We start from the raw sequence: 23115 nt of genomic DNA, 5'->3' as shown, positions 1-23115 counted from the left end.
TGCAGGCGCCCGCACCCGCGACCCCGCGCAGCGAGCGGGGGACGCCGTGAGGCGGCTGCTGGCCCGCTGGCGGGCCTCCCTGCAACTGCGTGTCGTGGTCCTGACGACGATGCTGGGCCTGGCCGTCGTCGTCGGCGTCGGGTCCTTCCTGCTCGACGGCATCGCCGACGGCCTGGTCGCCGAGCGGCAGAAGGTGGCGCTCGCCGACGCCGCCCGCAGCGCCCAGACCGCCCAGCAGCAGTTCGACGCGGCGACGACGACGAGCTCGGCGGAGGTCGAGCAGCTGGCCGGCGACGTCGTGTCGTCGCTGGAGGGGGCCGGCCCGGACCGGGTGCGCGGGGTCGTCCTGCTGCGCGCCGCAGGGTCGGCCGACACCGCCGGCACCGGGCAGGTCGTCGTGCGGGACGTCGCCTCGGAGGGGCTGGAGGCCGCCGACATCCCGATGGCGCTGCGCCGGGCGGTGGTGGGTTCCGACGTCCAGCAGCTGCAGATCGTCGACCTGTCCGACGGTTCCGGCGCCCCCTCGCTCGTGGTGGGCTCGACCGTGACGCTGCCGCGGGCGGGGGAGTACGAGCTGTACTTCGTGTACTCCCTGGCCAGCGAGGAGGCGACGGTCTCGCTGGTGCGCACCACGTTCGTCGGCGGCGGGATCGCGCTGGTGCTCCTCGTCGGCGCCGTGGCGTGGGTGGTCGCGCGGATGGTCGTCGAACCGGTCCGCGAGGCCGCCGGGACCGCGGAGCGGCTGACGGGCGGGCACCTCGACGAACGCATGCGGGTGCGCGGCACCGACGACCTCGCCCGGCTGGCCCGCGCGTTCAACGAGATGGCCGCCGGCATGCAGCAGCACATCGAGCAGCTGGAGGAGCTGTCCCGGTTGCAGCGCCGGTTCGTCTCCGACGTCTCCCACGAGCTGCGGACGCCGCTGACGACGATCCGGATGGCCGGGGAGGTCCTGCACGACGCCAGGGAGGGTTTCGACCCGGCCTCGGCGCGGTCGGCCGAGCTCCTGCTGACCCAGCTCGAACGGTTCGACACGCTGCTCTCGGACCTGCTGGAGATCTCCCGGTTCGACGCCGGGGCCGCTGCGCTGGAACCGGACCCGCAGGACGTGCGGGCCCTGGTGCACCGCGTGGTGGAGTTCACCGCCACCCTCGCCGAGCGCCGGGGGTCGCAGGTCCACGTCGCCGAACCCTCCGGCCCGTGCACGGCCGAGGTGGACGCGCGGCGCATCGAGCGGGTGCTGCGCAACCTCGTCGGCAACGCGATCGAGCACGGTGAGGCCCGCCCCATCGAGATCACCGTCGCGTGCGACGAGCACGCCGTCGCGGTGGGGGTGCGCGACCACGGGGTGGGGCTGGCCCCGCACCAGCTGCCGCGCGTCTTCGACCGGTTCTGGCGGGCCGACCCGGCCCGCGCCCGCACGACCGGCGGCAGCGGGCTGGGGCTGGCGATCGCGCTGGAGGACACCCGGTTGCACGGCGGGTGGCTGGAGGTGTGGGGCCGCCCGGGGCAGGGCTGCCACTTCGTGCTGACGGTGCCCCGCACGGCGGGGCGGACCCTGCGCGCCTCGCCCCTGCCCGTCGTCCCGCTGGGGTGGCGCGAACCGGTGGCCGCCCTGTCGGCCGCGCCGTTCCGGGAGCAGCCGTGAGCGACGAGCGGCGCGGCGGGGCCTCGGCCGGGGGAGGGTCGCGGAGGAGGCGGTGGGCCGCGCTGGGGCTGGTCGTCCTGCTCGCCGGGTGCGGGGGCGTCCCGCGCTCGGGCGACGTCGTCAGCGGGTCCCGCGTGGTCGACGACCCGCGGATCGGCCTGCTGCAGGTCATCCCCGACGGCCCCACCCGGGGGGCCGTGCCCATCGACGTCGTGCGGGGTTTCCTGCTGGCGGCCGCGTCCTCGCAGGACGACCACGCCGTGGCCCGCGAGTTCCTGACCTCGGCGGCCGCGCAGACGTGGCGGGCGGACGCCTCGACGACCGTCGTGGCCGCCGCCCCCGACCTGGCCCTGGTCAGGCAGAACGCCACCGAGGCCGTCGTCGCCGTGAGCGCCACGACGACGGCGGTCATCGACGCCGCGGGCCACTACGTCGAGCAGCCCCCGGGCACGACGACGTCGCGGCAGTTGCGGCTGGCCCTGCAGGACGGGCAGTGGCGGGTGGTCGACCCCGGGGACGGCACCACGATCACGAGCCTGGACGCCTCGCGGACCCTGCGCCCCTTCCCCGTCTACTTCGTGACGGGGGGTCCCGACCCCCAGCTGGTCGGGGACGTGCGCTGGTTCGGCTACGACGACCGGTCGACGGCGACGCGCATCGTCCGCGCCCTGCTCGAGGGCGCCTCGCCGTGGCTGGCGCCGGGGGTCGTCTCCGGGGCCCCGCGCGGCACGCAGCTGCGGGTCGGCACGGTGCCGGTGGCCTCGGGCACCGCGACGGTGGACCTGTCCGACGCCGCCAAGGAGGCCGACCCGGAGCAGCGTCGGCTGCTGCTGGCCCAGCTGCGGGCCAGCCTGACGAGCCTGCCGGGGGTCGCGGACGTGACCGTCACCGTCGACGGGGCGGAGTTCTCCCGGGCCGACGCCCAGGGTGCCGCGTCCGGTGCGGGGGACGCCGACCTGCCCCGCGCGACGCTGCCCGGCGACAGCCGCCTCGTCGTCCTGGGCCCGCAGGGGCTCTCGCGCTGGGACCGCCGCCAGGTGCAGCCCGTGGCGGGGACGGGCCCGGGGCTGGAGAGCACCGGCCCGGCGAGCCGGCCGGCCGCCGCCCCCGACGCCGACGCGTACGCGGTGCTCACCGACGAGGGGCGGGTCGTGCGGGTGCAGGCGCCGGGAGGGCCGCTGCAGACGGCGGTCAGCGGCCGGGGACCGCTCGTGGGCCCGTCGATCGACCGCTTCGGCTGGGTGTGGACCGCGCCGACCGCCGCCGGGCAGTCACCCGTCGTGGTGCCCGTCGCCGCCCCCGAGACCCCGGCCTCGACCGTGAGCGCCCCCGCCGACGGGCTCGGGGGGCAGCTGGTGGACGCGCGGGTCTCCCGCGACGGTGCCCGGCTGCTCGTGGTGGTCCGCGACGCCGCGGGCGCGGTGCACGTGCGGGTCCACGGCATCGTCCGCGACGTCAACGGCAAGCCCCTGCGGCTGGGGCCGGCCACCGCCGACCTGGCGCCGGGCGCCGGGGACGTCCTGGACGCCGCGTGGCTGGTGGACGACCAGTTCGTCCTGCTCGCGCGCGACGGCGCGGGGCAGACCTTCCCGGTCCTGGCCGAGGTGTCCGGGGGCAGTTCGCGGTTGCCGCCGGTCGCCGGGGGCGTCTCGGTGGCGGGCGGCTGGACCGACCGCGACGTCGTCGTCGGCACCGCCGACGGCAAGCTGCTGGTCCGCAGCGGGGCCGACTGGATCGCCGTGGCGGACGGGCGGGACCCGGCCTACCCGGGCTGAACGGCCAGGAGGGTGCCGGGGGCGGCGGTGCTGTCGCGCACGACGAGGCGCGGGCTCACCGGCCCCGGTTCGACGACGCGGTCGTGCAACCGGCCCAGCAGGACCTGCACGCAGCGGCGGCCGATCTCGGCGAAGTCCTGGTGCACCGTCGTGAGCGGGGGGGCGTAGAAGGAGGCGTCGGGCACGTCGTCGTAGCCGACGACCGAGACGTCGCCGGGCACGCGCAGCCCGCGGGCCGCCAGGGCGCTCAGCACGCCGAGGGCCATGTGGTCGTTGGCCACGAACAGCGCCGTCACGGAGTCCAGCGGCAGCTCGCCGACGGCCGCGTACCCCGAGGCCGCCGACCAGTCCCCGCGCACGGGGCGCGGGACGAACCGCAGGCGTTCGACCAGCGCGGTCCGCCACCCCGTGGAGCGGGCCCGGGACTCGGCCCAGTCCCCGGGGCCGGCGACGTGGTGGACGGTGGCGTGGCCGAGGTCGAGGAGGTGGTCGGTCGCCGCGCGGGCGGCGGCGACCTCGGCCCAGTAGGCGTCGGCGGCCCCGGCCCCGTCCAGGCCGGGGGCCAGGACGTAGGGGAAGGCGATGTCGGCCTCGCGCAGCGCGTCCTGCGAGGCGTCCTGGGGGACGACGGCGATGGCGCCGTCGACGTACTGGGCGCGCAGCTCCTCCAGCGCCCGCTGGATGCTGGCGGCCTCGAGGTCGGAGAGCACGACGAGGGAGACGGCGTAGCCGGCGTCGCGGCAGGCCTGCTGGATCCCGGACAGGGTCACCGCCGCGCCGTACAGGGAGGCGTCGGCGGCGATGACCCCGATGCGGTGCGAACGGCGGGTGACGAGGGTGCGGGCGGCGACGTTGGGGCGGTAGCCCAGCTCGGCGATGGCGGCCTCGACCCGCTCGCGGGTGCGCCGCGCCACCGACGGGCTGCCGCGCACGACGCGCGAGACGGTCTGCTGCGAGACGCCGGCGAGCAGGGCGACGTCGGCCAGGACGGGGACGCGCACGTCACCGGGTCGTTCGGTGGCCGGGGGGTGCTCGTCCGCGGACATGCGTCATCCCACCTTCTGCAGGACCGGTCCTCACCGCTGAGGGACCGGGGAACGGGGTTGGGCGAGGGAAGGGGCACGTCGACCTCGCGGGAGCAGAGTAGCCCAGCGCGCGGCCGCCGGGGCCTGGAGCACACCCACCTGCGGGACACCTGCGTGCATCCGGGTGACTGGCTTGACGCCTCAGAATGGCAACGTTAACAATGGCCTGACCAACCAACCGACCTGCCGGTGGCTGTCGGGACGAGGAAGCTCGGTCCACACGGCACGTCAGCGCCACCACGGCGCGTCCACCAGCTCCCACTGCGCCCGAACGCCGTGGGGTTCACGAGGTACAGAGGAGTCCCGCCGTGATGAAACGCCGCAGTGCCCTTGCCGTCTTCGGTGCCGGCCTGGCCCTGACCCTCGCCGCGTGCGGCGGGGGCGGTGCCGGTTCCGGAACCGGTGCCAGCGCCGGCAGCAGCGAATCGGCCAAGCCCGCGGACATCACGGTCGGCGTCGCGATGCCGACCAAGACGTCCGAGCGCTGGATCGCCGACGGGAACAACGTCAAGGCCGGGCTGGAGAAGGCCGGCTACAAGGTCGACCTGCAGTACGCGAACGACGACATCCCCACCCAGTCGCAGCAGATCGACCAGATGATCACCAAGGGCGACAAGCTCCTGATCATCGCCGCCATCGACGGCACGGCCCTGACCAGCCAGCTGTCCGCCGCCGCGTCCGCCGGCGTGAAGGTCATCTCCTACGACCGCCTCATCCGCGGTTCCAAGGACGTCGACTTCTACGTCTCGTTCGACAACTACAAGGTCGGTGTGCAGCAGGGCACCTCGCTGCTGACCGGGCTCGGGCTGAAGAACGCCGACGGTTCCGAGGGCACCGCGGCCGGCCCCTTCAACGTCGAGCTGTTCGCCGGTTCGCTGGACGACAACAACGCGAAGTTCTTCTGGGACGGCGCCTACGACACCATCAAGCCGTACATCGACTCCGGCAAGATCGTCGTGAAGTCCGGCCAGACCACGATCGACAAGGCCGCCACCCTGCGCTGGGACCAGGAGACCGCCCAGAAGCGCATGGAGAACCTGCTCACCTCGACCTACAACAGCGGTGCGAAGGTCGACGGCGTGCTGTCCCCCTACGACGGCATCTCCCGCGGCATCATCACCGCCCTGCAGAACGCCGGCTACGGCGGCTCGGGCACCAAGATGCCCGTCATCACCGGTCAGGACGCCGAGATCGCCTCCGTCAAGCTCATCAACGACGGTGTGCAGTACTCGACGATCTTCAAGGACACCCGCAAGCTCGCCGACGAGGTCGTCACCGCGGCCTCGGCGATCGTCGAGGGCAAGGAGCCCGAGGCGAACGACACCAAGTCGTACAACAACGGCGTCAAGGTCGTCCCCTCGTACCTCCTGGAGTCCCAGGTCGTGACGAAGGACAACGTCAAGAGCGCCCTCGTCGACACCGGGTACTACACCCAGGCCAAGGTCGACGCCGGCAAGTGACCCAGCCCGCGGACCCCGCCCCGGAGAACTCCGGGGCGGGGCGCCGTGGCGTCAAGACTCCCCACCCAGAACGAGGGACGACGGTTCACCGATGACCGAGAACACCCACCCCACGCATCCCGGGACCGGCGCGGCCGGGAACATCCTGGAGATGCGTTCCATCACCAAGACCTTCCCCGGGGTCAAGGCGCTCTCCGAGGTGTCGCTGTCGGTGCGCCGCGGTGAGGTCCACGCGATCTGCGGTGAGAACGGCGCCGGCAAGTCGACCCTCATGAAGGTCCTGTCCGGGGTGTACCCCCACGGGACCTACGAGGGGGAGATCCACTTCGACGGCAAGCTGTCGACGTTCTCGGGGATCACCGACTCCGAGAAGGTCGGCATCGCGATCATCCACCAGGAGCTCGCCCTCGTCCCGTACCTGTCCGTCGCCGAGAACCTGTTCCTGGGCAACGAGATCAAGGGCCGCGGCGGTCTGATCGACTGGAACCGCACCAACGGCGAGGCCTCCAAGCTGCTGGCGCGCGTGGGTCTGTCGGAGAACCCGACGACCCCGATCGGCCAGCTCGGCGTCGGCAAGCAGCAGCTCGTCGAGATCGCCAAGGCGCTCAGCAAGGACGTGCGCCTGCTGATCCTCGACGAACCGACCGCGGCGCTGAACGACAACGACTCCGCGCACCTGCTGGACCTGCTGCGGCAGCTGCGCGAGGAGGGGATGACGAGCATCATCATCTCCCACAAGCTCAACGAGATCGAGGCCATCGCGGACTCGGTGACGATCATCCGCGACGGCCGGACGATCGAGACCCTCGACATGCGGGCCGACGCCGTCACCGAGGACCGCATCATCCGCGGCATGGTCGGCCGCGACCTGGACTCCCGCTACCCCGAGCGCACCTCGAACCCGGGCGAGGAGATCCTGCGGATCGAGGACTGGACCGTCGGGCACGCCTCTCAGGACCGCCTCGTCGTCGACCACGCGTCGCTGAACGTGCGCGCCGGTGAGGTCGTCGGGATCGCCGGGCTGATGGGCGCCGGCCGCACCGAACTCGCCATGAGCGTGTTCGGCCGCAGCTACGGCCGCTACCTCGGCGGGCAGTTGTACGTGCACGGCAAGCCCGTCCAGGCCCGCTCGGTCCGCGAGGCCATCAAGGTCGGTCTCGCCTACGCGACCGAGGACCGCAAGAGGTTCGGCCTGAACCTCATCGACGACATCAAGCGCAACGTCTCGGCCGCCGCCCTCGACAAGCTCGCGACCGGCGGTTTCGTCGACGCGAACGAGGAGATCAAGGTCGCCGAGGACAGCAAGCGGAGCATGAACATCAAGGCTCCCACCGTCAACGCGTTGACGGGCAAGCTGTCCGGCGGCAACCAGCAGAAGGTCGTCCTGTCGAAGTGGATCTACTCCGATCCCGAGGTCCTCATCCTCGACGAGCCGACCCGCGGCATCGACGTCGGCGCGAAGTACGAGATCTACACGATCATCAACCGGCTCGTCGCCGCCGGCAAGGCCGTCATCGTCATCTCCTCCGAACTGCCCGAACTCCTGGGCATCTGCGACCGCATCTACACGCTGTCGGCCGGACGCATCACCGGTGAGGTCCCGATCGAGCAGGCGTCGCAGGAGTCCCTCATGGTCCTCATGACCAAGGACCGCAGCCTGACGACCGAACCGAACCCGCACCCCACCACCACCCCCGCCGAAGAACTCACCCCTCAGGAGCGCACCGCATGAGCGGCAGCACGCTGACCAAGGACAAGCCGACGCCGGCGCCCCGCACCGGCAGCGCGAACCCCTTCGTCGCCATGACCCAGAACCTGCGCGAGAGCGGCATCTACATCGCGTTCGTCGTCGTGGTGCTGCTGTTCGCGATCCTCACCGACGGGCTGTCGCTGAGCCCGACGAACATCACGAACATCGTCCTGCAGTACTCCTACGTGCTGGTCCTGGCGATCGGCATGCTGATCGTCATCGTCGCCGGGCACATCGACCTGTCGGTCGGGTCGGTCGTCGCGCTGACGGGGGCCGTGTCGGCCCAGCTCGTCATCGGCAACGGCCAGCCCTGGTACGTCGGCGCCCTGGCTGCCCTCGCGGTCGGGATCGTCATCGGGGTCTGGCAGGGGTTCTGGGTCGCCTTCGTCGGCATCCCCGCGTTCATCGTCACCCTGGCCGGCATGCTGCTGTTCCGCGGCCTGACGCTCTTCACGCTCGGCAACGTCTCCCTCTCGCCGTTCCCCGAGCAGTACGGCAAGGTCGCGACCGGGTTCCTCAACGGTCTCATCGGCGGCAACGGGTACGACGCCTTCACCCTGCTGATCGCCGCGCTGGCCGTCGTCGCCTTCGCCGTGCAGCAGGTCCGCACCCGCGTCGCCAAGGTCCGCTACCAGCAGGTCGTCGACGCGATGCCGCTGTTCGTCCTGAAGATCGTCGCCGTCGCCGCGGTCGTCATGGCCTTCGCCTGGCAGCTGGCGCACTCGCGCGGTCTGCCGATCGTCCTGATCATCCTGGCCGTCCTGATCCTGGCCTACTCCACGATCATGAAGTCCTCGGTGTTCGGCCGTCAGGTGTACGCCATCGGCGGGAACCTGGCCGCGGCCCAGCTGTCCGGTGTCAACGTGCGCCGGGTCAACTTCTGGATCTTCGTCAACATGGGCTTCCTGGCCGCCGTGGCCGGGGTCATCTTCTCCTCGCGCTCCAACGGTGCGCAGCCCAGCGCCGGCAACGGCTTCGAGCTGGACGCCATCGCCGCGGCCTTCATCGGCGGCGCGGCCGTCACCGGCGGTGTCGGCAAGATCCAGGGCGCCATGATCGGTGGTCTGCTCGTCGGCGTCATCTCCAACGGGATGCAGCTGCTCGGCGTCGACCAGTCCCTGCAGTCGGTCATCAAGGGCCTGGTCCTGCTGCTGGCCGTCGCGTTCGACGTCTTCAACAAGCGTCGCGCCGGGGTCCGCTGACCTCACCGCTGACCTCACCGCTGCCCGCAGGGCCCGTCCGGAGTTCTCCGGGCGGGCCCTTCGGCGTCCGGCCTGTGGACGGCGCCGACCGGCTGGCGGCCCCGTGCCGCAGGGTGGGTGCGTGCGTTCCCTGCCGGCCCCCTCGGTGGCGTCCCTGTGGGCCTCGGCCGCCGACCTGGTCTGGCCCGCGCACTGCGCCGGCTGCGGGCGGGCGGGCGTCGTGTGCTGCCGGGCCTGCGAGCGCGCCCTGCGCGCCGGGGCGCTCACGGCGCTGACCGACGGCACGCCCGTGCGCGGCTGCGCCCGGCACGCCGGACCCGCCCGCCAGGTCCTGCTGGCCGTCAAGGAACGCGGCCGCGCCGAGGCCCGCGGACCCCTGGCCGCGGCCCTGGCCCACGCCCTGGACGACCTCACCCCCACCGGGCGCGTCCGGCTCGTGCCCGTGCCCACGCGCGCCGCCAGCCGCCGCGCCCGCGGCGGCGACCTCGTCGCCGACCTGGCCGCCCGCACGGCCTCCCGCTCGCGCGCCCGCGGTCGTGACGCGGGGGTCGAGCGGTGCCTGCGCGTGGTGCGGCGCGTGCGCGACCAGACCGACCTGGACGCCGCGGGCCGGCGGGCCAACGTGGCCGGTGCCTTCGCCCTCGTCGGGCCGCCGCCGGTGGGCCCCGTCGTCGTCCTCGACGACGTCGTGACCACGACCGCGACCGCGGGCGAGGCCGTCCGCGCCCTGCGCGCCGCGGGCGTCCGGGTGAGCGGGGTGCTGACGGTGACGGTCGCGTGAGCCGGCGGGGGGAAACGACACGGTGGCTGTGCAGCCCGGGCGGCAGGGGTCTAGCGTTGGCCCATGGCAGCCAGGAACGGTGTCACGGCGGGTCCTTCCCCGGCGGTGTCCGAAGTCGGACCCGGTGCCCGGGGCGCCCGCCCGCGCCGTCCCTGCCCGCCTGCTCACCGCGGCCTCCCCGCGGGGGTGGCCAGCGGCACGAGGTGAGGGTCCGAGGCAGGTCGGCCCCACGTGCCGGCGCTGCCAGTCGAACGAGGGAGGCATCCCGTGGAAGTTGTGGTCACCGGACGGCACACCGACGTCAAGGAGAGGTTCCGGCGCCACGTCGAGGACAAGCTGGAGAAGGTCACCCAGCTCGCCCCGCGCGCCCAGCGCATCGACGTCGAGGTTTCCCACGAGAGCAACCGGCGGCAGGCCAGCAGTTCCGAACGCGTCGAGATCACGGTGCGGGACAAGGGGCCGGTGGTGCGTGCGGAAGCCTGCGCCGACGACCCCTACGCCGCCCTCGACCTCGCGACGACGAAGCTGTTCGAACGGTTGCGGCGCGCCCGCGACCGGCGCAAGGTCCACCACGGCCGGCACCGCCCCACGTCCGTCCACCAGGCGACCGCGGGCCTGTCCGACGAAGTCCTCACCGGCTCCTTCGACCCCGGACGCCCGCTGGCCGAGCAGGTCGAACCCGACCACGACGCCGTGCCCACCCCGGCCGTCATGGCCGGCTCCAAGCCCCCCACGGCCGAACCCCGCGACCCCTCGGCCGAGGACGCCTCGCCCGTCGTCATCCGGGAGAAGACCCACGACGCCACGCCCATGACCCTGGACCAGGCGCTGTACGAGATGGAGCTCGTGGGGCACGACTTCTACCTGTTCGTCGATGCCGCGAGCGGAACCCCGAGCGTCGTCTACCGCCGGCGTGGCTGGGACTACGGCGTCATCCACCTCGAGGTCAAGACCGACGCCCCCGCGACCGCCAACGGTCACCAGGTGAGCACCGACGCCGCCCTGACGGCCGTCCTGGGGGCGGGTGTCCACTGATCCGGCGCTGACCTGACACCGCTCTGAGGCCCTCCCGGGGTCACCGCACGGGCGCCACCTCCCGCTCAGGAGGTGGCGCCCGCTGCCGTCCGTGCCAAGATCGGTCGGACGCGCACCACGGCCCCAGGGAGCACTTCATGAGCGAGGCCATCCGGGTCGTCGTCGTCGACGACCACTCGCTGTTCCGACGCGGCCTGCAGATGGTCCTGTCGACCGAGGACGACATCGACGTCGTCGGCGAGGCCGGCGACGGCGCCGAGGCCGTGCAGCGCGTCGAGGAGCTGCTGCCCGACGTCGTCCTCATGGACGTCTGGATGCCGCACCGCTCCGGCATCGACGCGTGCGCCCAGATCAAGTCCGTCGCCCCGTCGACGAAGATCCTCATGCTGACCTCCTCGGAGGAGGAGGACGACCTGTTCGGGGCCGTCCGCGCCGGCGCCAACGGCTACCTGCTCAAGGACGTGCCCGCCGAGGAGGTCGCCGACGCGATCCGCCAGGTGATGACGGGCCAGTCGCTCATCACCCCGAAGATGGCCGGTCTGCTGCTCGGGGAGTTCAACGCCATGCGCCGGCGGGACGAGGAGCGCAACCTCGGCCTGCCCGGCACCCCGCGGCTGTCCCCCCGCGAGCTGGAGGTCCTGCGGCTGCTGGCCCGCGGCATGGCCAACCGCGAGATCGCCGGGACCCTGTCCATCAGCGAGAACACCGTCAAGAACCACGTCCGCAACATCCTCGAGAAGCTGCAGCTGCACTCGCGCATGGAGGCCGTCGTCTACGCCGTGCGGGAGAAGATCGTCGAGCTGTCGTGAGCGAGGAGCGGTGCGACGTGGCCTGGACCGGGAGAACGTGCCGACGGGGTCGCTGCGCGGGCCCGAGGGAAGGACGCGTCGACAGCGCCGCGACCGAGCGAACCGGGTCGTCCTGACCGTGGAAGAGATCTCCGCCCTCACCGCCCGCCGGGCCGCCCTGGCCGCGCAGGGCTTCAGCCGCCGCCGGCCCGCCACGGTCACCCGCGCGCACGTCGCGAAGGTCGTCGACCGCCTCGGCGTCGTCCAGATCGACAGCGTCAACGTGCTGTGCCGCAGCCACTACCTGCCCTTCTTCTCCCGGCTCGGGCCCTACGACACGGCCCTGGTCGACCGCGCCGCGCACCGCGCCCCGCGCGGTCTGGTCGAGTACTGGGCCCACGAGGCCAGCTACGTCGCGCCCACGACCCACCGGCTGCTGCGCTGGCGGATGGAGCGCGCCGCGCACGACGCGTGGGGCAGCGTCCGCGCCATCGCCGCCGACCGTCCCGACCTGCTCGAGGCCGTGGAGGAGTTCGTCGCCGCCACCGGGCCCGTCACCGCGCGCGAGCTCGAGGCGGCGCTGGCCCCGGACGCCCTGCGCCGCAAGGACCACTGGGGCTGGAACTGGTCGGACGTCAAGACGGCCTGCGAGCACCTCTTCTTCGCCGGGCGGTTGTCCGCCGCCGGCCGCACCCCGCAGTTCGAGCGCCGCTACGACCTCACCGAGCGCGTCCTGCCGGCCGGCGTCCGGGACCTGCCCGTGCCGTCCGCCGACGACGCCGTCCGCGAGCTCGTCCGCATCGCCGCCCGCGCCACGGGCGTCGCGACCGGGGCCAGCCTGCGGGACTACTTCCGGCTCAAGCCCGAACCGGCCCGGCGCGCCCTGGCCGAGCTCGTCGAGGCCGGCGAGCTCGAACCCGTCCGCGTCCGCGGGTGGGCCCCCCACCGGCCCGCCTACCGGTACCCCGGCACCCCGGCCCCGCGCGTGCGGGCCCGGGCGCTGCTCAGCCCCTTCGACCCGCTCGTGTGGCACCGCGACCGGACCGAGGAGGTGTTCGGGGTCACCGTGCGCCTGGAGTTCTACGTGCCGCGCGAGAAGCGGGTCCACGGCTACTACGTCACCCCGTTCCTGCTCGGGGAGGCCATCGTCGCCCGGGTCGACCTCAAGTCCGACCGCGACGCCCGCGTCCTGCGCGTGGAGTCGGCCTGGGCCGAACCGGGCGCCCCCGCGGGCACGGCCGAGCAACTGGCCGCCGAGCTGCGCACCACGGCCGGCTGGCTGGGCCTGGACGACGTGGTCGTCGCCCCCCGGGGCGACCTCGCCGCGCAGCTGACGGCGGCCGTCGCCCGAACGGACGACTGATCCTCAACACCACCCGCGCGACGACCGAAGCACACGGGGTGGACGTCGCCGCACTCTCGCCCGACCAGGTCGGGCACGCCAGCCGCCTGCTCGACCACGTCCTGACCGAGCTGAGCGGGGGCACCACCGAGCGCGACGTGCTGGCCGGCGCGGCCGCCCTGGTCGCCGACCTCGTCGACGCCGACGTCGTCGCCGTCTGCGAGGGCGCCCACGTCCACGGCGGGGTCGGCCTGGGCCAGCGGTTCCTGCCCGAACGCGGCCTCGCGCGCGTCGTGCGCGACGGGGGCGGTTCCTTCGCCGTGCCCGGCCTCGGCCGCGTCCGCACCAGCGTCGTCGAGGTCCCCGGCCTCGCCGGCGTCCACGTCGTCGTCGGCCGCGCTGAGGACAGCCAGGCCCCCGAGGGCACCCTCGACCTCGTCCGGCTCGTCGCCCGTGCGCTGGGGCTCGTCGTCCTGGGCCGGCACGGGCGCGAGCGCGAGCGCTGGCACCGTCAGCAGGGCGCCCGCGGCGCCGCCGAGCGCACCCGGCTCCAGCAGGCCCTGCGCCAGCGCGAGCAGGTCCTCACGACGTCCGTGCGGTTCCAGCGCGCCGTCTCCAGCCGCCGCCCGCTGCCCGAGCTGCTCGTCCAGATCGCCGCCAGCTCCTCCGAGCTCATGGACCACCGCGCCGTCTCGCTCGTCCTGGCCGACCCGCGCTCGCAGATGCGGATGCGCGTCGTCGCCGCCGTCGGCGAGCCCACCCTCGACCCCGGCCTCGTGCTCGACGCCGCCAACAGCCTCGGCGGCTTCGGCGTCGCCGTCGGCGACGGGACCACCCCGGCCGCGGCCGCCGTGCACATCAACGGCCGCAGCGTCGGCGCCCTCGTCCTGGACACCTCCGGCAGCGGTGCCCTCGACCCGGTCGGGGCGACCGTCCTGCGCGCCTTCGCCGAGCACGCCAGCATGGCCCTCAGCCACGCCGACACGGTCCGCGCCGTCGAGGCGGCCAGCACCGACGGGCTGACGAACCTGCCCAACCGCGCCACGCTCCTGCGCCAGCTCGAGGTCGCGCTGCGCGTCACCGAGACCGACGGCCTGGGCACCGCCGTGCTGTTCGTCGACCTGAACGGCTTCAAGCAGGTCAACGACACCCACGGCCACGCCGCCGGCGACGAGGTCCTGGCCCGCGTCGCCCGCCGCCTGCGGCGCTGCCTGCGCGGCGACGACGTCGCCGCGCGCCTCGGCGGCGACGAGTTCGCCCTCCTCGTGCGCGACCTCGAACCCGAGCGCGCCGCCCAGCGCATCGCCGCCCGCGTCCAGGCCGACGTCGCCCAGCCCTTCGAGACCCACGGCACGACCGTGCGGGTGGGCGCCAGCATCGGCATCGCCATCGCCGCCGACGGCGTGGGCGCCGCCGAGCTGCTGCGCCGCGCCGACAGCGCCATGTACATGGCCAAGGCCGAGTCCCACGCCGCCGGGCCCGGTGTCGCCGCCGGCGCCGTCCCCGGCGGGGTCGTCGTCTTCGAGGCCGACATGCACGACGCCGACCAGCTGCGCCGCCAGCTCGAGCACGACCTGCGCCGGGCGGTGGGCGAGGACGAGTTCGAGCTCGCCTACCAGCCGATCGTGCGCCTCGCCGACGGGGCGGTCGTCGGCGCGGAGGCCCTCCTGCGCTGGCGCCACCGCACCCGCGGCCTGCTCGAACCCGGCGCCTTCCTGGCCGGCGCCGAACGCTCCCCGGCCGTGGAGGACCTGTGGCGCTGGGTCCTGCGCACCGCCTGCGCGCAGGCCGCGGCGTGGCGCGAGCAGGTCCCCGACCTGTCCGTCACGGTCAACCTGTCCGCCGCCCACGTCATGACGCGAGGTGCCGCCGACGACGTGCGCGCGGCCCTGTCCGCGGCGGGTCTGGACCCCGCCGCCCTCGTCCTGGACGTCCCCGCCGACCTGCTCGGCGAGGACCCGGACCTGCTCGCGGCCCGGCTGAAGAAGCTGCGCGGGACCGGCGCCCGGATCCTGCTCGACGACTTCGCGACGCTCGACCCCGGTCAGGGCGGCGTCCTCGTCAACCACTCCCTGGCCCCGCTGCGCCAGCTGCCCGTCGACGGCGTCAAGCTCGACCGGACGCTCATCGCCGAGATCGACGGTCCCGAGGGCGCCGACGCGCTCGCAGCCGTCCGCGTCCTGTGCGAGCTGGGAGCCGCCCTGGACCTCGGTGTCGTCGCCGAGGGCGTCGAACGCACCGAGCAGGTCGTGCTGCTCACCGAGGCCGGGTGCGCCGTCGCCCAGGGCGTCCTGCTGGGCGCACCGCGCTCGGTCGCGGAGCTGGGCTCCGAGCTGGCCGCCGGCGAGCTCGGACCGGTCGAGCCGCTGGCCGCGGCCCCGGCGCTCGCCGACCTCGCCGAGCTCACCGAGCTGGGGGACTTCGCCGACGAGCCGTCCGCGCCGGCCGGGGGAGCCGTCCCGCCGGGTCCGGCCGAGCTGTTCGCCCGCGAGTTCGGGTCGGTCGGGGTGCCCGCCCAGGGCACGGTCGTCGTGCCCTCGCGGCGCAGGTCCGAGGGGCCGGTGCCCGTCCCGATCAGCGGCGTCCGTCCGGACGACCTGCGCCGCATGCTCGACCGGTCGCGCTGAGCCACAGCTGCCCTCCGCACAGTCACCATCACGTCTCGGGCCCGGGATTGCGCCGCTAGAGTGATGTCGTGCCAGCGATCGTCGAAAAGGTCCTCCGCGCCGGCGAGGGCCGCGTCGTCAAGCGTCTGCACCGCATCGCGGAGCAGGTCAACGCCCTCGAACCCGACTTCGAGGGGATGAGCGACGCGGAGCTGCGGGGCGAGACCGACCGCTTCAAGGAGCGCCTCGCCGGCGGCGAGACGCTCGACGACCTGCTGCCCGAGGCGTTCGCCGTCGTCCGCGAAGCGGCCCGGCGCACCCTGGGCCAGCGGCACTTCGACGTCCAGCTCATGGGTGGCGCCGCCCTGCACCAGGGCAACATCGCCGAGATGCGCACCGGTGAGGGCAAGACCCTCGTCGCGACCCTGCCGGCGTACCTCAACGCCCTCACGGGCAAGGGCGTGCACGTCATCACCGTCAACGACTTCCTCGCCGAGTACCAGTCCGACCTCATGGGCCGCGTCTTCCGCTTCCTCGGCGTGTCCAGCGCCTGCATCCTGTCCCGGATGCGCCCCGAGGAGCGGCGCGAGGCGTACGCGGCCGACATCACCTACGGCACCAACAACGAGTTCGGCTTCGACTACCTGCGCGACAACATGGCGTGGAGCGTCTCGGAGATGGTCCAGCGCGGCCACCACTTCGCGATCATCGACGAGGTCGACTCGATCCTCATCGACGAGGCCCGCACGCCGCTGATCATCTCCGGCCCCTCCGACGCGCCGACCAAGTGGTACACCGAGTTCGCCAAGATCGTCCGCCGCCTCAAGGTCGACGTCGACTACGAGGTCGACGAGAAGAAGCGCACCATCGGCATCCTCGAGGCCGGCATCGAGAAGGTCGAGGACCTGCTCGGCATCGACAACCTCTACGAGAGCGTGAACACCCCGCTCATCGGGTTCCTCAACAACGCCGTGAAGGCCAAGGAGCTGTTCAAGCGCGACAAGGACTACGTCGTGTCGCCCAACGACGAGGTCCTCATCGTCGACGAGCACACCGGCCGCATCCTCGCCGGCCGGCGCTACAACGAGGGCATGCACCAGGCCATCGAGGCCAAGGAGGGCGTGCCGATCCAGAACGAGAACCAGACCCTCGCGACGATCACGCTGCAGAACTTCTTCCGCATGTACGACAAGCTCGGCGGGATGACCGGGACGGCCATGACCGAGGCCGCCGAGTTCCACCAGACGTACAAGCTGGGCGTCGTCCCGATCCCGACGAACCGCCCCGCCGTGCGCATCGACCAGCCCGACCTCGTCTACAAGAACGAGCAGGCCAAGTTCGCCGCCGTGGTCGAGGACATCGCCGAGCACCACGCCACCGGCCAGCCGGTGCTGGTCGGCACCACCAGCGTCGAGAAGAGCGAGTACCTCTCCAACCTGCTCACCAAGGCCGGCGTCGAGCACACCGTCCTGAACGCCAAGCACCACGAGCACGAGGCGTCCATCGTCGCGCAGGCCGGTCGCAAGGGCGCCGTCACCGTCGCCACGAACATGGCCGGCCGCGGCACCGACATCATGCTCGGCGGCAACGCGGAGTTCCTCGCCGTCGCCGCCATGAAGGACAAGGGCCTGGACCCCGACGAGGCGCCCGAGGCGTACGAGGCCGCCTGGCCCGAGGTCCTCGAGCAGGCCAACGCCTCCGTCAAGGCCGAGCACGACGAGGTCCGCGACCTCGGCGGGCTGTACGTCCTGGGCACCGAGCGGCACGAGTCGCGCCGCATCGACAACCAGCTGCGCGGTCGCTCCGGCCGCCAGGGCGACCCGGGGGAGTCCCGGTTCTACCTGTCGCTGACCGACGACCTCATGCGCCTGTTCAACGCCGCCCTGGTGGAGAGCTTCCTCACCCGCACGGGCATCCCCGAGGACGTCCCCATCGAGTCCAAGATGGTCTCGCGCGCCATCCAGAGCGCCCAGGGCCAGGTCGAGGGCCGCAACTTCGAGATCCGCAAGAACGTCCTGAAGTACGACGACGTCCTCAACCGCCAGCGCGCGGTCATCTACGACGAGCGCCGCAAGGTGCTCGAGGGCGAGGACCTGCACGTCCAGATCCGGCACTTCATCGACGACGTCGTGACGGCGTACGTCACCGAGGCCACGGCCCGCGGCTTCGGCGAGGACTGGGACCTCGAGGAGCTGTTCACGGCCCTGCGCAGCCTCTACCCGGTCTCGATCACCCCGGACGAGGTCGTCGAGGCCGCCGGCGGCCGCGGCAACCTCACCGTCGAGCGCCTGCTCGAGGAACTGCGCGGCGACGCGCAGGCCTGCTACGACGCCCGTGAGGCCGAGCTGGGCGAGAGCGTCGTGCGCGACCTCGAACGCCGCGTCGTCCTGTCGGTCCTGGACCGCAAGTGGCGCGAGCACCTCTACGAGATGGACTACCTGCAAGAAGGCATCGGCCTGCGGGCCATGGCCCAGCGCGACCCGCTCGTGGAGTACCAGCGCGAGGGCTACCAGCTGTTCGGCGCCATGACCGACGCGATCAAGGAGGAGTCGGTCGGGTACCTCTTCTCCCTGCAGGTCCAGCCCGCGGCCCAGGCCGGTGTGGCCGGGGCGACACCGGGCTTCGGGGCCCCGCCGGTCCGTCAGCAGCTGCAGTACACGGCCCCGACCGCCGAGGGCGACGTCGAGGTCCACGCGGGTGACGCGTCGGCGACCGAGGCCGCCACGGGCAACCGCGCCCAGCGTCGCGCCGCCGAACGCACCCAGCGCGAGGACTGACTCTTCGGCTGCGCAGGGGTCGGGCCTCCGGGTCCGTCCCCTGCGGGCCACCGCACGACGAACGCCCCGGTCGGCGCCTGTCTCACCAGGCCCTGTCGGGGCGTTCGTCGTGCGGCGACCCGCAGGGCACGGACGGCCCTCATCCCTGCTCCACTCGTCGGCGACCCGCAGAGCACGGACGGCCCCCCTCCCTGCTGCGCAGGGGCTCACCCCAGTTCGAGGGCGGTGACGCGCCAGCGCTCCCCGGAGCGGTCGGTGCAGCGCTCGACGCGCAGCGCCGCCGCCCGCACCCGGTCGGTGTCCCGAAGCACCGCGCCGATCTCCGCGATCCCCTCGCCGGGGAACGACACCCGCAACGTGCCGACCTGCGCGGCCCGCGCGCCCGGGCCGGAGCGGCTGCGCAAGCGCGCCTGCAGCGCCGCTCGTCGCTGGACGCCCGCGTAGATGTCGGCGCTGGACCAGCGCAGCAGCTGCTGGGGCGGGCGGTGACCGGTGAGGACCTCCAGGAGGGTGACGAGGTAGCGGCGCGTCCACCCGCTCACCTCCGGCAGCTCGGCCGGCGGCAGCAGCCGCTGGTCGCGCAGGCCCAGGTCGAGGACCCCCTGGTCGGGGCTCAGGTGGGTGAGCACGGGACCTTCGGGACCGAAGACGTCCTCGTCGTCGAGGTAGACGGGCAGGCGGGCGGCGGGGCTGGACACGTGCGGTTCTCCTGGATCGGGTGGCGGTGGGACGAGGTGCGTCAGGGCAGGTGCAGGACGGCGCCGGGGCGGAGCAGGTCGGGGTCGTCACCGACGACGGCGGCGTTGGCGGCGTAGATCCGCTCCTGCTCGGTCAGCACGCGGGCGGGTGGGGCTCCGGGCCCGCACCGGCGCTCGGCGATGGACCACAGGCTCTCGCCGCGTCGGACGACGTGGTCCTGCGGACCCTGCGGCGAGGGCGGCGCGCTGGCGCTCCACCCCGGTTCGACGGGCGCGCTCGCGGCCGGTGCGGCGGTGGCCCAGCCCAGCTCCGGCAGCCCGGTGGCCGCGCCCCGTTCGGCGGCGTTGGCCGACAGGGCCGCCGAGCCGAGCAGCAGCCCGACGACGAGCGCGACGACGCGTCGGACCACGACCGGGACTCCCGGCGTGAGGCGCACGTCGCGCCGCGGCGAGCGCCGGACCCGCAGCTCGTCGACGAACGCCACGACGACCGCGAGGGTGAGCCAGCCGAGGACGAGGACCGCTGCGACGGCGCACACGGCGACCACCACGTCCGCCGGGTCGGAGGAGGTGAACCCGAGCGCGTTCATCCACGATCGGATGCTCACTGTTGGACCTCCTGGAGTGGTTCTGATGTCGTTTGGTGTTGTTTGACGGCGCATGTCTATCCAGCGGCTGTGCGTGAGACCAGCTTGTGGGGGATCTTGCGCCCGTTCGGAGGGCATCGACTGACGCACGGTCAGCGCGCGTGACCCCTAGCGTGGGAACGTGCGCTGGGACGACCTGTTCGATGACCTGGAGGCCCAGGTCGACCACGACCACCGCCTGGACGTCGCGGCGGAGGTCGCCGACCGGGTGCGTCGGGAACAGGCGACGGTCCCCCTCGCGGACCGGGTGCGCGCGGCGCAGGGTGCGGTGTCGTTCGCCCTGCGCGACGGGTCGACGGCCGCGGGGCGGGTCCGCTCAGCCGGTCCCGGCTGGTTCCTGCTCGAGGAGGAGGGCACGCGGCAGGTGCTCGTGCGTGAGGACGCCGTCGTCAGCGCGCGCGGGGTGCCCGCGCGCAGCGCGGCGCCCCTGGGGGTGGTCGGGTCGCGCCGGACGTTCCTGATGGCCGTGCGTGCCCTGACCGGGGAACGGGTGCGGGTGCGCACCTCCACGGGCGTCGTGACGGGTGCGATCACCCGGGTCGGGGCCGACCACTTCGACGTCGAGGTCGATCAGGAGGTGCTGGTGCTGCCCTTCGGGGCGGTCCTGACGGTCCGCGGACCCGCCTGAACCCCGGTCTCAGCCGCGGGGGTCGTCCTCGCCGGCGTGCACGATCTCCCGGGTCTGGGCGTACATGCGCTGGATGTAGTCCTCCAGCTCGGAGTCCTCCACGCGCCACTGCCCCCGGCCGCCCACCTTGATGGCGCGCAGCTCACCCGTGCGGACCAGGGCGTAGGCCTGCGCCGCCGAGATCGACAGCGTCTCGGCGACGTCCGCGAGGGGGAGGAATCGGGGTGCCACGGTGGATCCTCCTGGCCTTCGGGGGTGGGGCGGGCCGCACGGGTCGAGGCTGGGCCCGACGGTGTCCGCATCCTGTCACGGCACCACCCGGTGGCGTCTGAGCCGATCGGGTGGGCTGTGGACAACCTCGCCCCCCGGGGCGCGACGACCTCCACCATGGTCGCTGGCCCGCGTCGCGGGACGCGGCCGGACGAGCGGGGGACGGGTGCGGACAGCGGTACGACCGGTGCACGGGCGGGACGTCGCGGGAGCGACCCCGGGGACGCGCCGGGTGAGCGCCCCGTCCTGGCGGGACCCGCGGCTGCTGCTCGGACTGCTGCTGATCCTCGTCAGCGTCGTCGTGGGGGCGAGCGTCGTGGGCCGGGCCCGCGACACCACCGGTGTCTGGGCGCTCGCGCACCCCGTCGGGGCCGGCGCGCCGATCACGCAGGCCGACCTGCGGGTGGTGCAGGTGCACCTCGACCCGTCGACGCTGTCGGGCTACGTGCCCGCGAGCACGGACCCGGTCGCTGGAACCGTGGCGCTGCGCGGCCTGGGCACCGGTGAGCTGCTGCCCGTCGGGTCGCTGGGCCGTGTCGGGGACCTGACCTCGCGACCGGTCACGATCCCCCTCGCCGGCAACGTCCCCCGGGGCGTGGTCGAGGCCGCGCTCGTCGACGTCTGGGTGGTCCCGTCGGCGACCTCCACGCCGACCTCGACCTCCATCTCGTCCTCGGCGTCGACGTCCTCCGAGGCCGGGGAACCGCGACGTCTGGTGGAGGCCGCGGAGGTCACCTCGGTCGTCGACGGCGGGGGAGCGCTGGCGTCCAGGAGCGGGGCCGACGTCCAGGTGCTGATCCCCGAGGGTGCCCTCCCCACCGTGCTGCGGGCGCTCTCCCAGGACGACGACCTGGTGCTCGTGCCCGTCCCGGGGGCGGGGGACCGCTCGTGACGCTGCCGGTCGCGGTCTCCGTCCCCGGGCCCGTCGAGTCCCGGCTCGTGGCGGCCTGGGAGCCGTTGCGCCGGGAGCTGGTCGTGGTCCGGCGGTGCGCCGACGTCGCGGACGTGCTCGCCGTGTGCGGTGCGGGGCTCGTGCGGGCCGTCGTGCTCGGCGCCGACCTGCCCGGCTGCGACAGCGACACGGTCGATGCCCTGAGGCGGGCCCGCGTCGGCGTGCTGGTGCTCCTGCCGGCCGGACCGGGCGGTGAGCAGCACGAACGGCGGTGGCGGGCGCTCGGGGTGACGCGTTTCGCCTCCGAGGAGCGGCCCCCCGTCGACCTCGCGCGCGAGGTGGCTCTGACGGTCGGCGACGAGGTGGAGGAGCCCGCGCAGGACCGTCCGGGAACTGCGGAGGCGCAGACCTGGCCGGGCACCGGACGGGTCGTGGCGGTGTGGGGCCCGCACGGCTCCACGGGGCGCACGACGCTGGCGACCAACCTCGCCGCCGAGCTCGCCGACACGGGACAGCGCGTCCTGCTCGTGGACGCCGACACCCGCGGCGCGTCCGTGGCCCAGCTGCTGGGCCTGCTCGACGAGGCGCCGTCCCTGCTCGCCGCCGTGCGTGCCGCGGCGGACGGGCGCCTCGACGCGGCCGCTCTGACCCGCCGCGCCACCCGTGTCGACGCGAACCTCTCGGTGCTGTCGGGGTCTGCGGACCCGTCGCGGTGGGGTGAGGTGCGGCCGGCTGCGCTGCGCCGGCTGCTGGAGCTCGCCGGTGCGGGGCACGACTGGACGGTCGTCGACCTGCCGGGCGGGTGCGACGACCTCGCCGCGGAGTCGGGACGGGACGCGCTGCTCGCGACCGTGCTCGAGGCCGCCGACCTCGTGGTGGTCGTGGGGTCCGCGGATCCCGTCGGTCTGCAACGGCTGGTGCGGGCCTGGGGACGACTGCCCGAACTGGCTCCGGACGCGGTCGTGCTGCCCGTGGTGAACCGCGTGCGGGTGAGCGCGGTCGGCTCGTCACCGGTCCGGCGCATCACCGCTCTGCTGCGTCGCAGCGCCGGCATCGAGGACGTGGTCACCGTCCCGCACGACGAGGTGGCGGACTCGGCCCTGCTCGCCGGGCGGACCCTCGTCGAGCACGCGGGGCGCAGCGTGCTGCGCAGGACTCTCCGGGACCTGGCGGCCCGCCTGGAGACCCTGGTCGACGCGCCCCTGCCCGCCGAGCACGGGGACCTGATCTCCGGATTTGACCCGCTGCTGGCCCGCAGTTAACGTAGTTGTCACACCCCAGCGGGGAGGAACGGACGGGAGACCGGCCGGTTCCCGCACGAGGGTGGATCACTCAGGAACATCTCGGAGCGAAGCGCTCAACCGCGCGCCGGTCCCGCCGATGAACACTGAGTGTCCTGACCGGGCCAAGGAGTTCGGTAAGCTGGATGAAGTCCGCAGACGAGAAGCCGTGAAAGCGGCGGACAGTCGTGCGTCCGGTTCTTGAGAACTCAACAGTGCGCTAGATAAATGTTGATGCCATAGCATTAACCCCCAATGGTCTTCACTCCTATGTGGGTGGGGATCGGGGATTCCTTTGGGATTGACCTTCACCTCTTTCACGCCAGTGGGGGGTGGAGTTTCGAGTCCAAGGGTCGACTATGAAGTGAATTGATCTAGGTTGCTTGGCTGCTTCGGTGGTCGGCGATCGAGGTTTTTCGACGGAGAGTTTGATCCTGGCTCAGGACGAACG

The 23115-nt window shown here is 73.4% G+C and carries 18 protein-coding genes; 14 read left to right on the top strand and 4 right to left on the bottom strand.

Annotated elements, in window-relative coordinates; genetic code table 11:
• Positions 1-46 precede the first annotated feature (46 nt).
• Positions 47-1648 carry an MtrAB system histidine kinase MtrB gene (mtrB, locus tag CLV37_RS18545; protein WP_106213195.1) on the top strand — a complete coding sequence of 534 codons (1602 nt, stop codon included), beginning with the start codon at positions 47-49 and terminating at the stop codon, positions 1646-1648.
• Positions 1645-3423: an LpqB family beta-propeller domain-containing protein gene (locus CLV37_RS18540; protein ID WP_106213193.1), complete on the top strand. Its 1779-nt coding sequence runs from the start codon at positions 1645-1647 to the stop codon at positions 3421-3423. The genes mtrB and CLV37_RS18540 overlap by 4 nt, the downstream gene beginning before the upstream one ends.
• On the opposite strand, the gene CLV37_RS18535 is transcribed toward CLV37_RS18540, so the two are convergent.
• Positions 3411-4469 carry a LacI family DNA-binding transcriptional regulator gene (locus CLV37_RS18535; protein ID WP_106213191.1) on the bottom strand — a complete coding sequence of 353 codons (1059 nt, stop codon included), beginning with the start codon at positions 4467-4469 and terminating at the stop codon, positions 3411-3413. The genes CLV37_RS18540 and CLV37_RS18535 overlap by 13 nt on opposite strands.
• Before the next feature lie 350 nt (positions 4470-4819).
• Between CLV37_RS18535 and chvE the strand changes: the two genes are divergently transcribed.
• The 9 genes from chvE (at position 4820) to secA (ending at position 18249) form a co-directional block, all read left to right on the top strand.
• The gene (chvE, locus tag CLV37_RS18530; RefSeq protein ID WP_106213482.1) at positions 4820-5968 is read left to right on the top strand and encodes a multiple monosaccharide ABC transporter substrate-binding protein; all 1149 of its coding nucleotides are present in this window, start codon (positions 4820-4822) and stop codon (positions 5966-5968) included.
• 91 nt (positions 5969-6059) lie between these two features.
• The gene (gene mmsA, locus CLV37_RS18525) at positions 6060-7700 is read left to right on the top strand and encodes a multiple monosaccharide ABC transporter ATP-binding protein (RefSeq protein ID WP_106213189.1); all 1641 of its coding nucleotides are present in this window, start codon (positions 6060-6062) and stop codon (positions 7698-7700) included.
• On the top strand, positions 7697-8920 hold the full coding sequence (gene mmsB / locus CLV37_RS18520; protein WP_106213187.1) for a multiple monosaccharide ABC transporter permease: 1224 nt from the start codon (positions 7697-7699) through the stop codon (positions 8918-8920). The genes mmsA and mmsB overlap by 4 nt, the downstream gene beginning before the upstream one ends.
• 121 nt (positions 8921-9041) lie before the next feature.
• Positions 9042-9701, top strand: coding sequence for a ComF family protein (locus tag CLV37_RS18515; RefSeq protein ID WP_106213185.1), 660 nt, complete (start codon positions 9042-9044; stop codon positions 9699-9701).
• A 267-nt stretch (positions 9702-9968) separates the two neighbouring features.
• Entirely contained in the window at positions 9969-10736 is a 768-nt protein-coding gene (gene hpf, locus CLV37_RS18510) for a ribosome hibernation-promoting factor, HPF/YfiA family (protein ID WP_106213183.1), read from the top strand.
• Between the two features lie 137 nt (positions 10737-10873).
• Positions 10874-11545, top strand: coding sequence for a response regulator (locus CLV37_RS18505; RefSeq protein WP_106213181.1), 672 nt, complete (start codon positions 10874-10876; stop codon positions 11543-11545).
• 118 nt (positions 11546-11663) lie between these two features.
• On the top strand, positions 11664-12887 hold the full coding sequence (locus CLV37_RS18500; RefSeq protein ID WP_170127358.1) for a winged helix-turn-helix domain-containing protein: 1224 nt from the start codon (positions 11664-11666) through the stop codon (positions 12885-12887).
• Positions 12888-12925: 38 nt separating this feature from the next.
• Positions 12926-15493 (top strand): putative bifunctional diguanylate cyclase/phosphodiesterase, encoded by a 2568-nt coding sequence (locus CLV37_RS18495; RefSeq protein ID WP_106213179.1) that lies wholly within the window; start codon positions 12926-12928, stop codon positions 15491-15493.
• Positions 15494-15561: 68 nt separating this feature from the next.
• Positions 15562-18249: a preprotein translocase subunit SecA gene (secA, locus tag CLV37_RS18490; protein ID WP_106213177.1), complete on the top strand. Its 2688-nt coding sequence runs from the start codon at positions 15562-15564 to the stop codon at positions 18247-18249.
• Between the two features lie 206 nt (positions 18250-18455).
• Here the strand turns inward: secA and CLV37_RS18485 are convergent, their stop codons facing one another.
• Both CLV37_RS18485 and CLV37_RS18480 read right to left on the bottom strand, forming a co-directional pair.
• On the bottom strand, positions 18456-18947 hold the full coding sequence (locus tag CLV37_RS18485) for an Rv3235 family protein (RefSeq protein WP_106213175.1): 492 nt from the start codon (positions 18945-18947) through the stop codon (positions 18456-18458).
• Positions 18948-18988: 41 nt separating this feature from the next.
• On the bottom strand, positions 18989-19555 hold the full coding sequence (locus CLV37_RS18480; RefSeq protein ID WP_146149482.1) for a LysM peptidoglycan-binding domain-containing protein: 567 nt from the start codon (positions 19553-19555) through the stop codon (positions 18989-18991).
• A gap of 160 nt (positions 19556-19715) precedes the next feature.
• Between CLV37_RS18480 and CLV37_RS18475 the strand changes: the two genes are divergently transcribed.
• Complete coding sequence (locus tag CLV37_RS18475; protein ID WP_106213171.1) at positions 19716-20222, top strand: hypothetical protein; 507 nt, start codon at positions 19716-19718, stop codon at positions 20220-20222.
• Positions 20223-20231: 9 nt separating this feature from the next.
• Here the strand turns inward: CLV37_RS18475 and CLV37_RS18470 are convergent, their stop codons facing one another.
• Positions 20232-20453, bottom strand: a complete 222-nt coding sequence (locus CLV37_RS18470) for a helix-turn-helix transcriptional regulator (RefSeq protein WP_106213169.1) — start codon at positions 20451-20453, stop codon at positions 20232-20234.
• Positions 20454-20724: 271 nt separating this feature from the next.
• Between CLV37_RS18470 and CLV37_RS18465 the strand changes: the two genes are divergently transcribed.
• Positions 20725-21384 (top strand): hypothetical protein, encoded by a 660-nt coding sequence (locus CLV37_RS18465; RefSeq protein ID WP_146149481.1) that lies wholly within the window; start codon positions 20725-20727, stop codon positions 21382-21384.
• Positions 21381-22646, top strand: a complete 1266-nt coding sequence (locus CLV37_RS18460; protein WP_106213165.1) for a CpaE/TadZ family protein — start codon at positions 21381-21383, stop codon at positions 22644-22646. Before CLV37_RS18465 ends, CLV37_RS18460 begins: the two co-directional genes overlap by 4 nt.
• Positions 22647-23115 lie beyond the last annotated feature (469 nt).

Source organism: Kineococcus rhizosphaerae (genome assembly GCF_003002055.1).
Taxonomy (GTDB): domain Bacteria; phylum Actinomycetota; class Actinomycetes; order Actinomycetales; family Kineococcaceae; genus Kineococcus; species Kineococcus rhizosphaerae.
The sequence above is the reverse complement of the archived record's forward strand: the minus strand, read 5'-3'. Positions and strand labels throughout refer to the sequence as shown.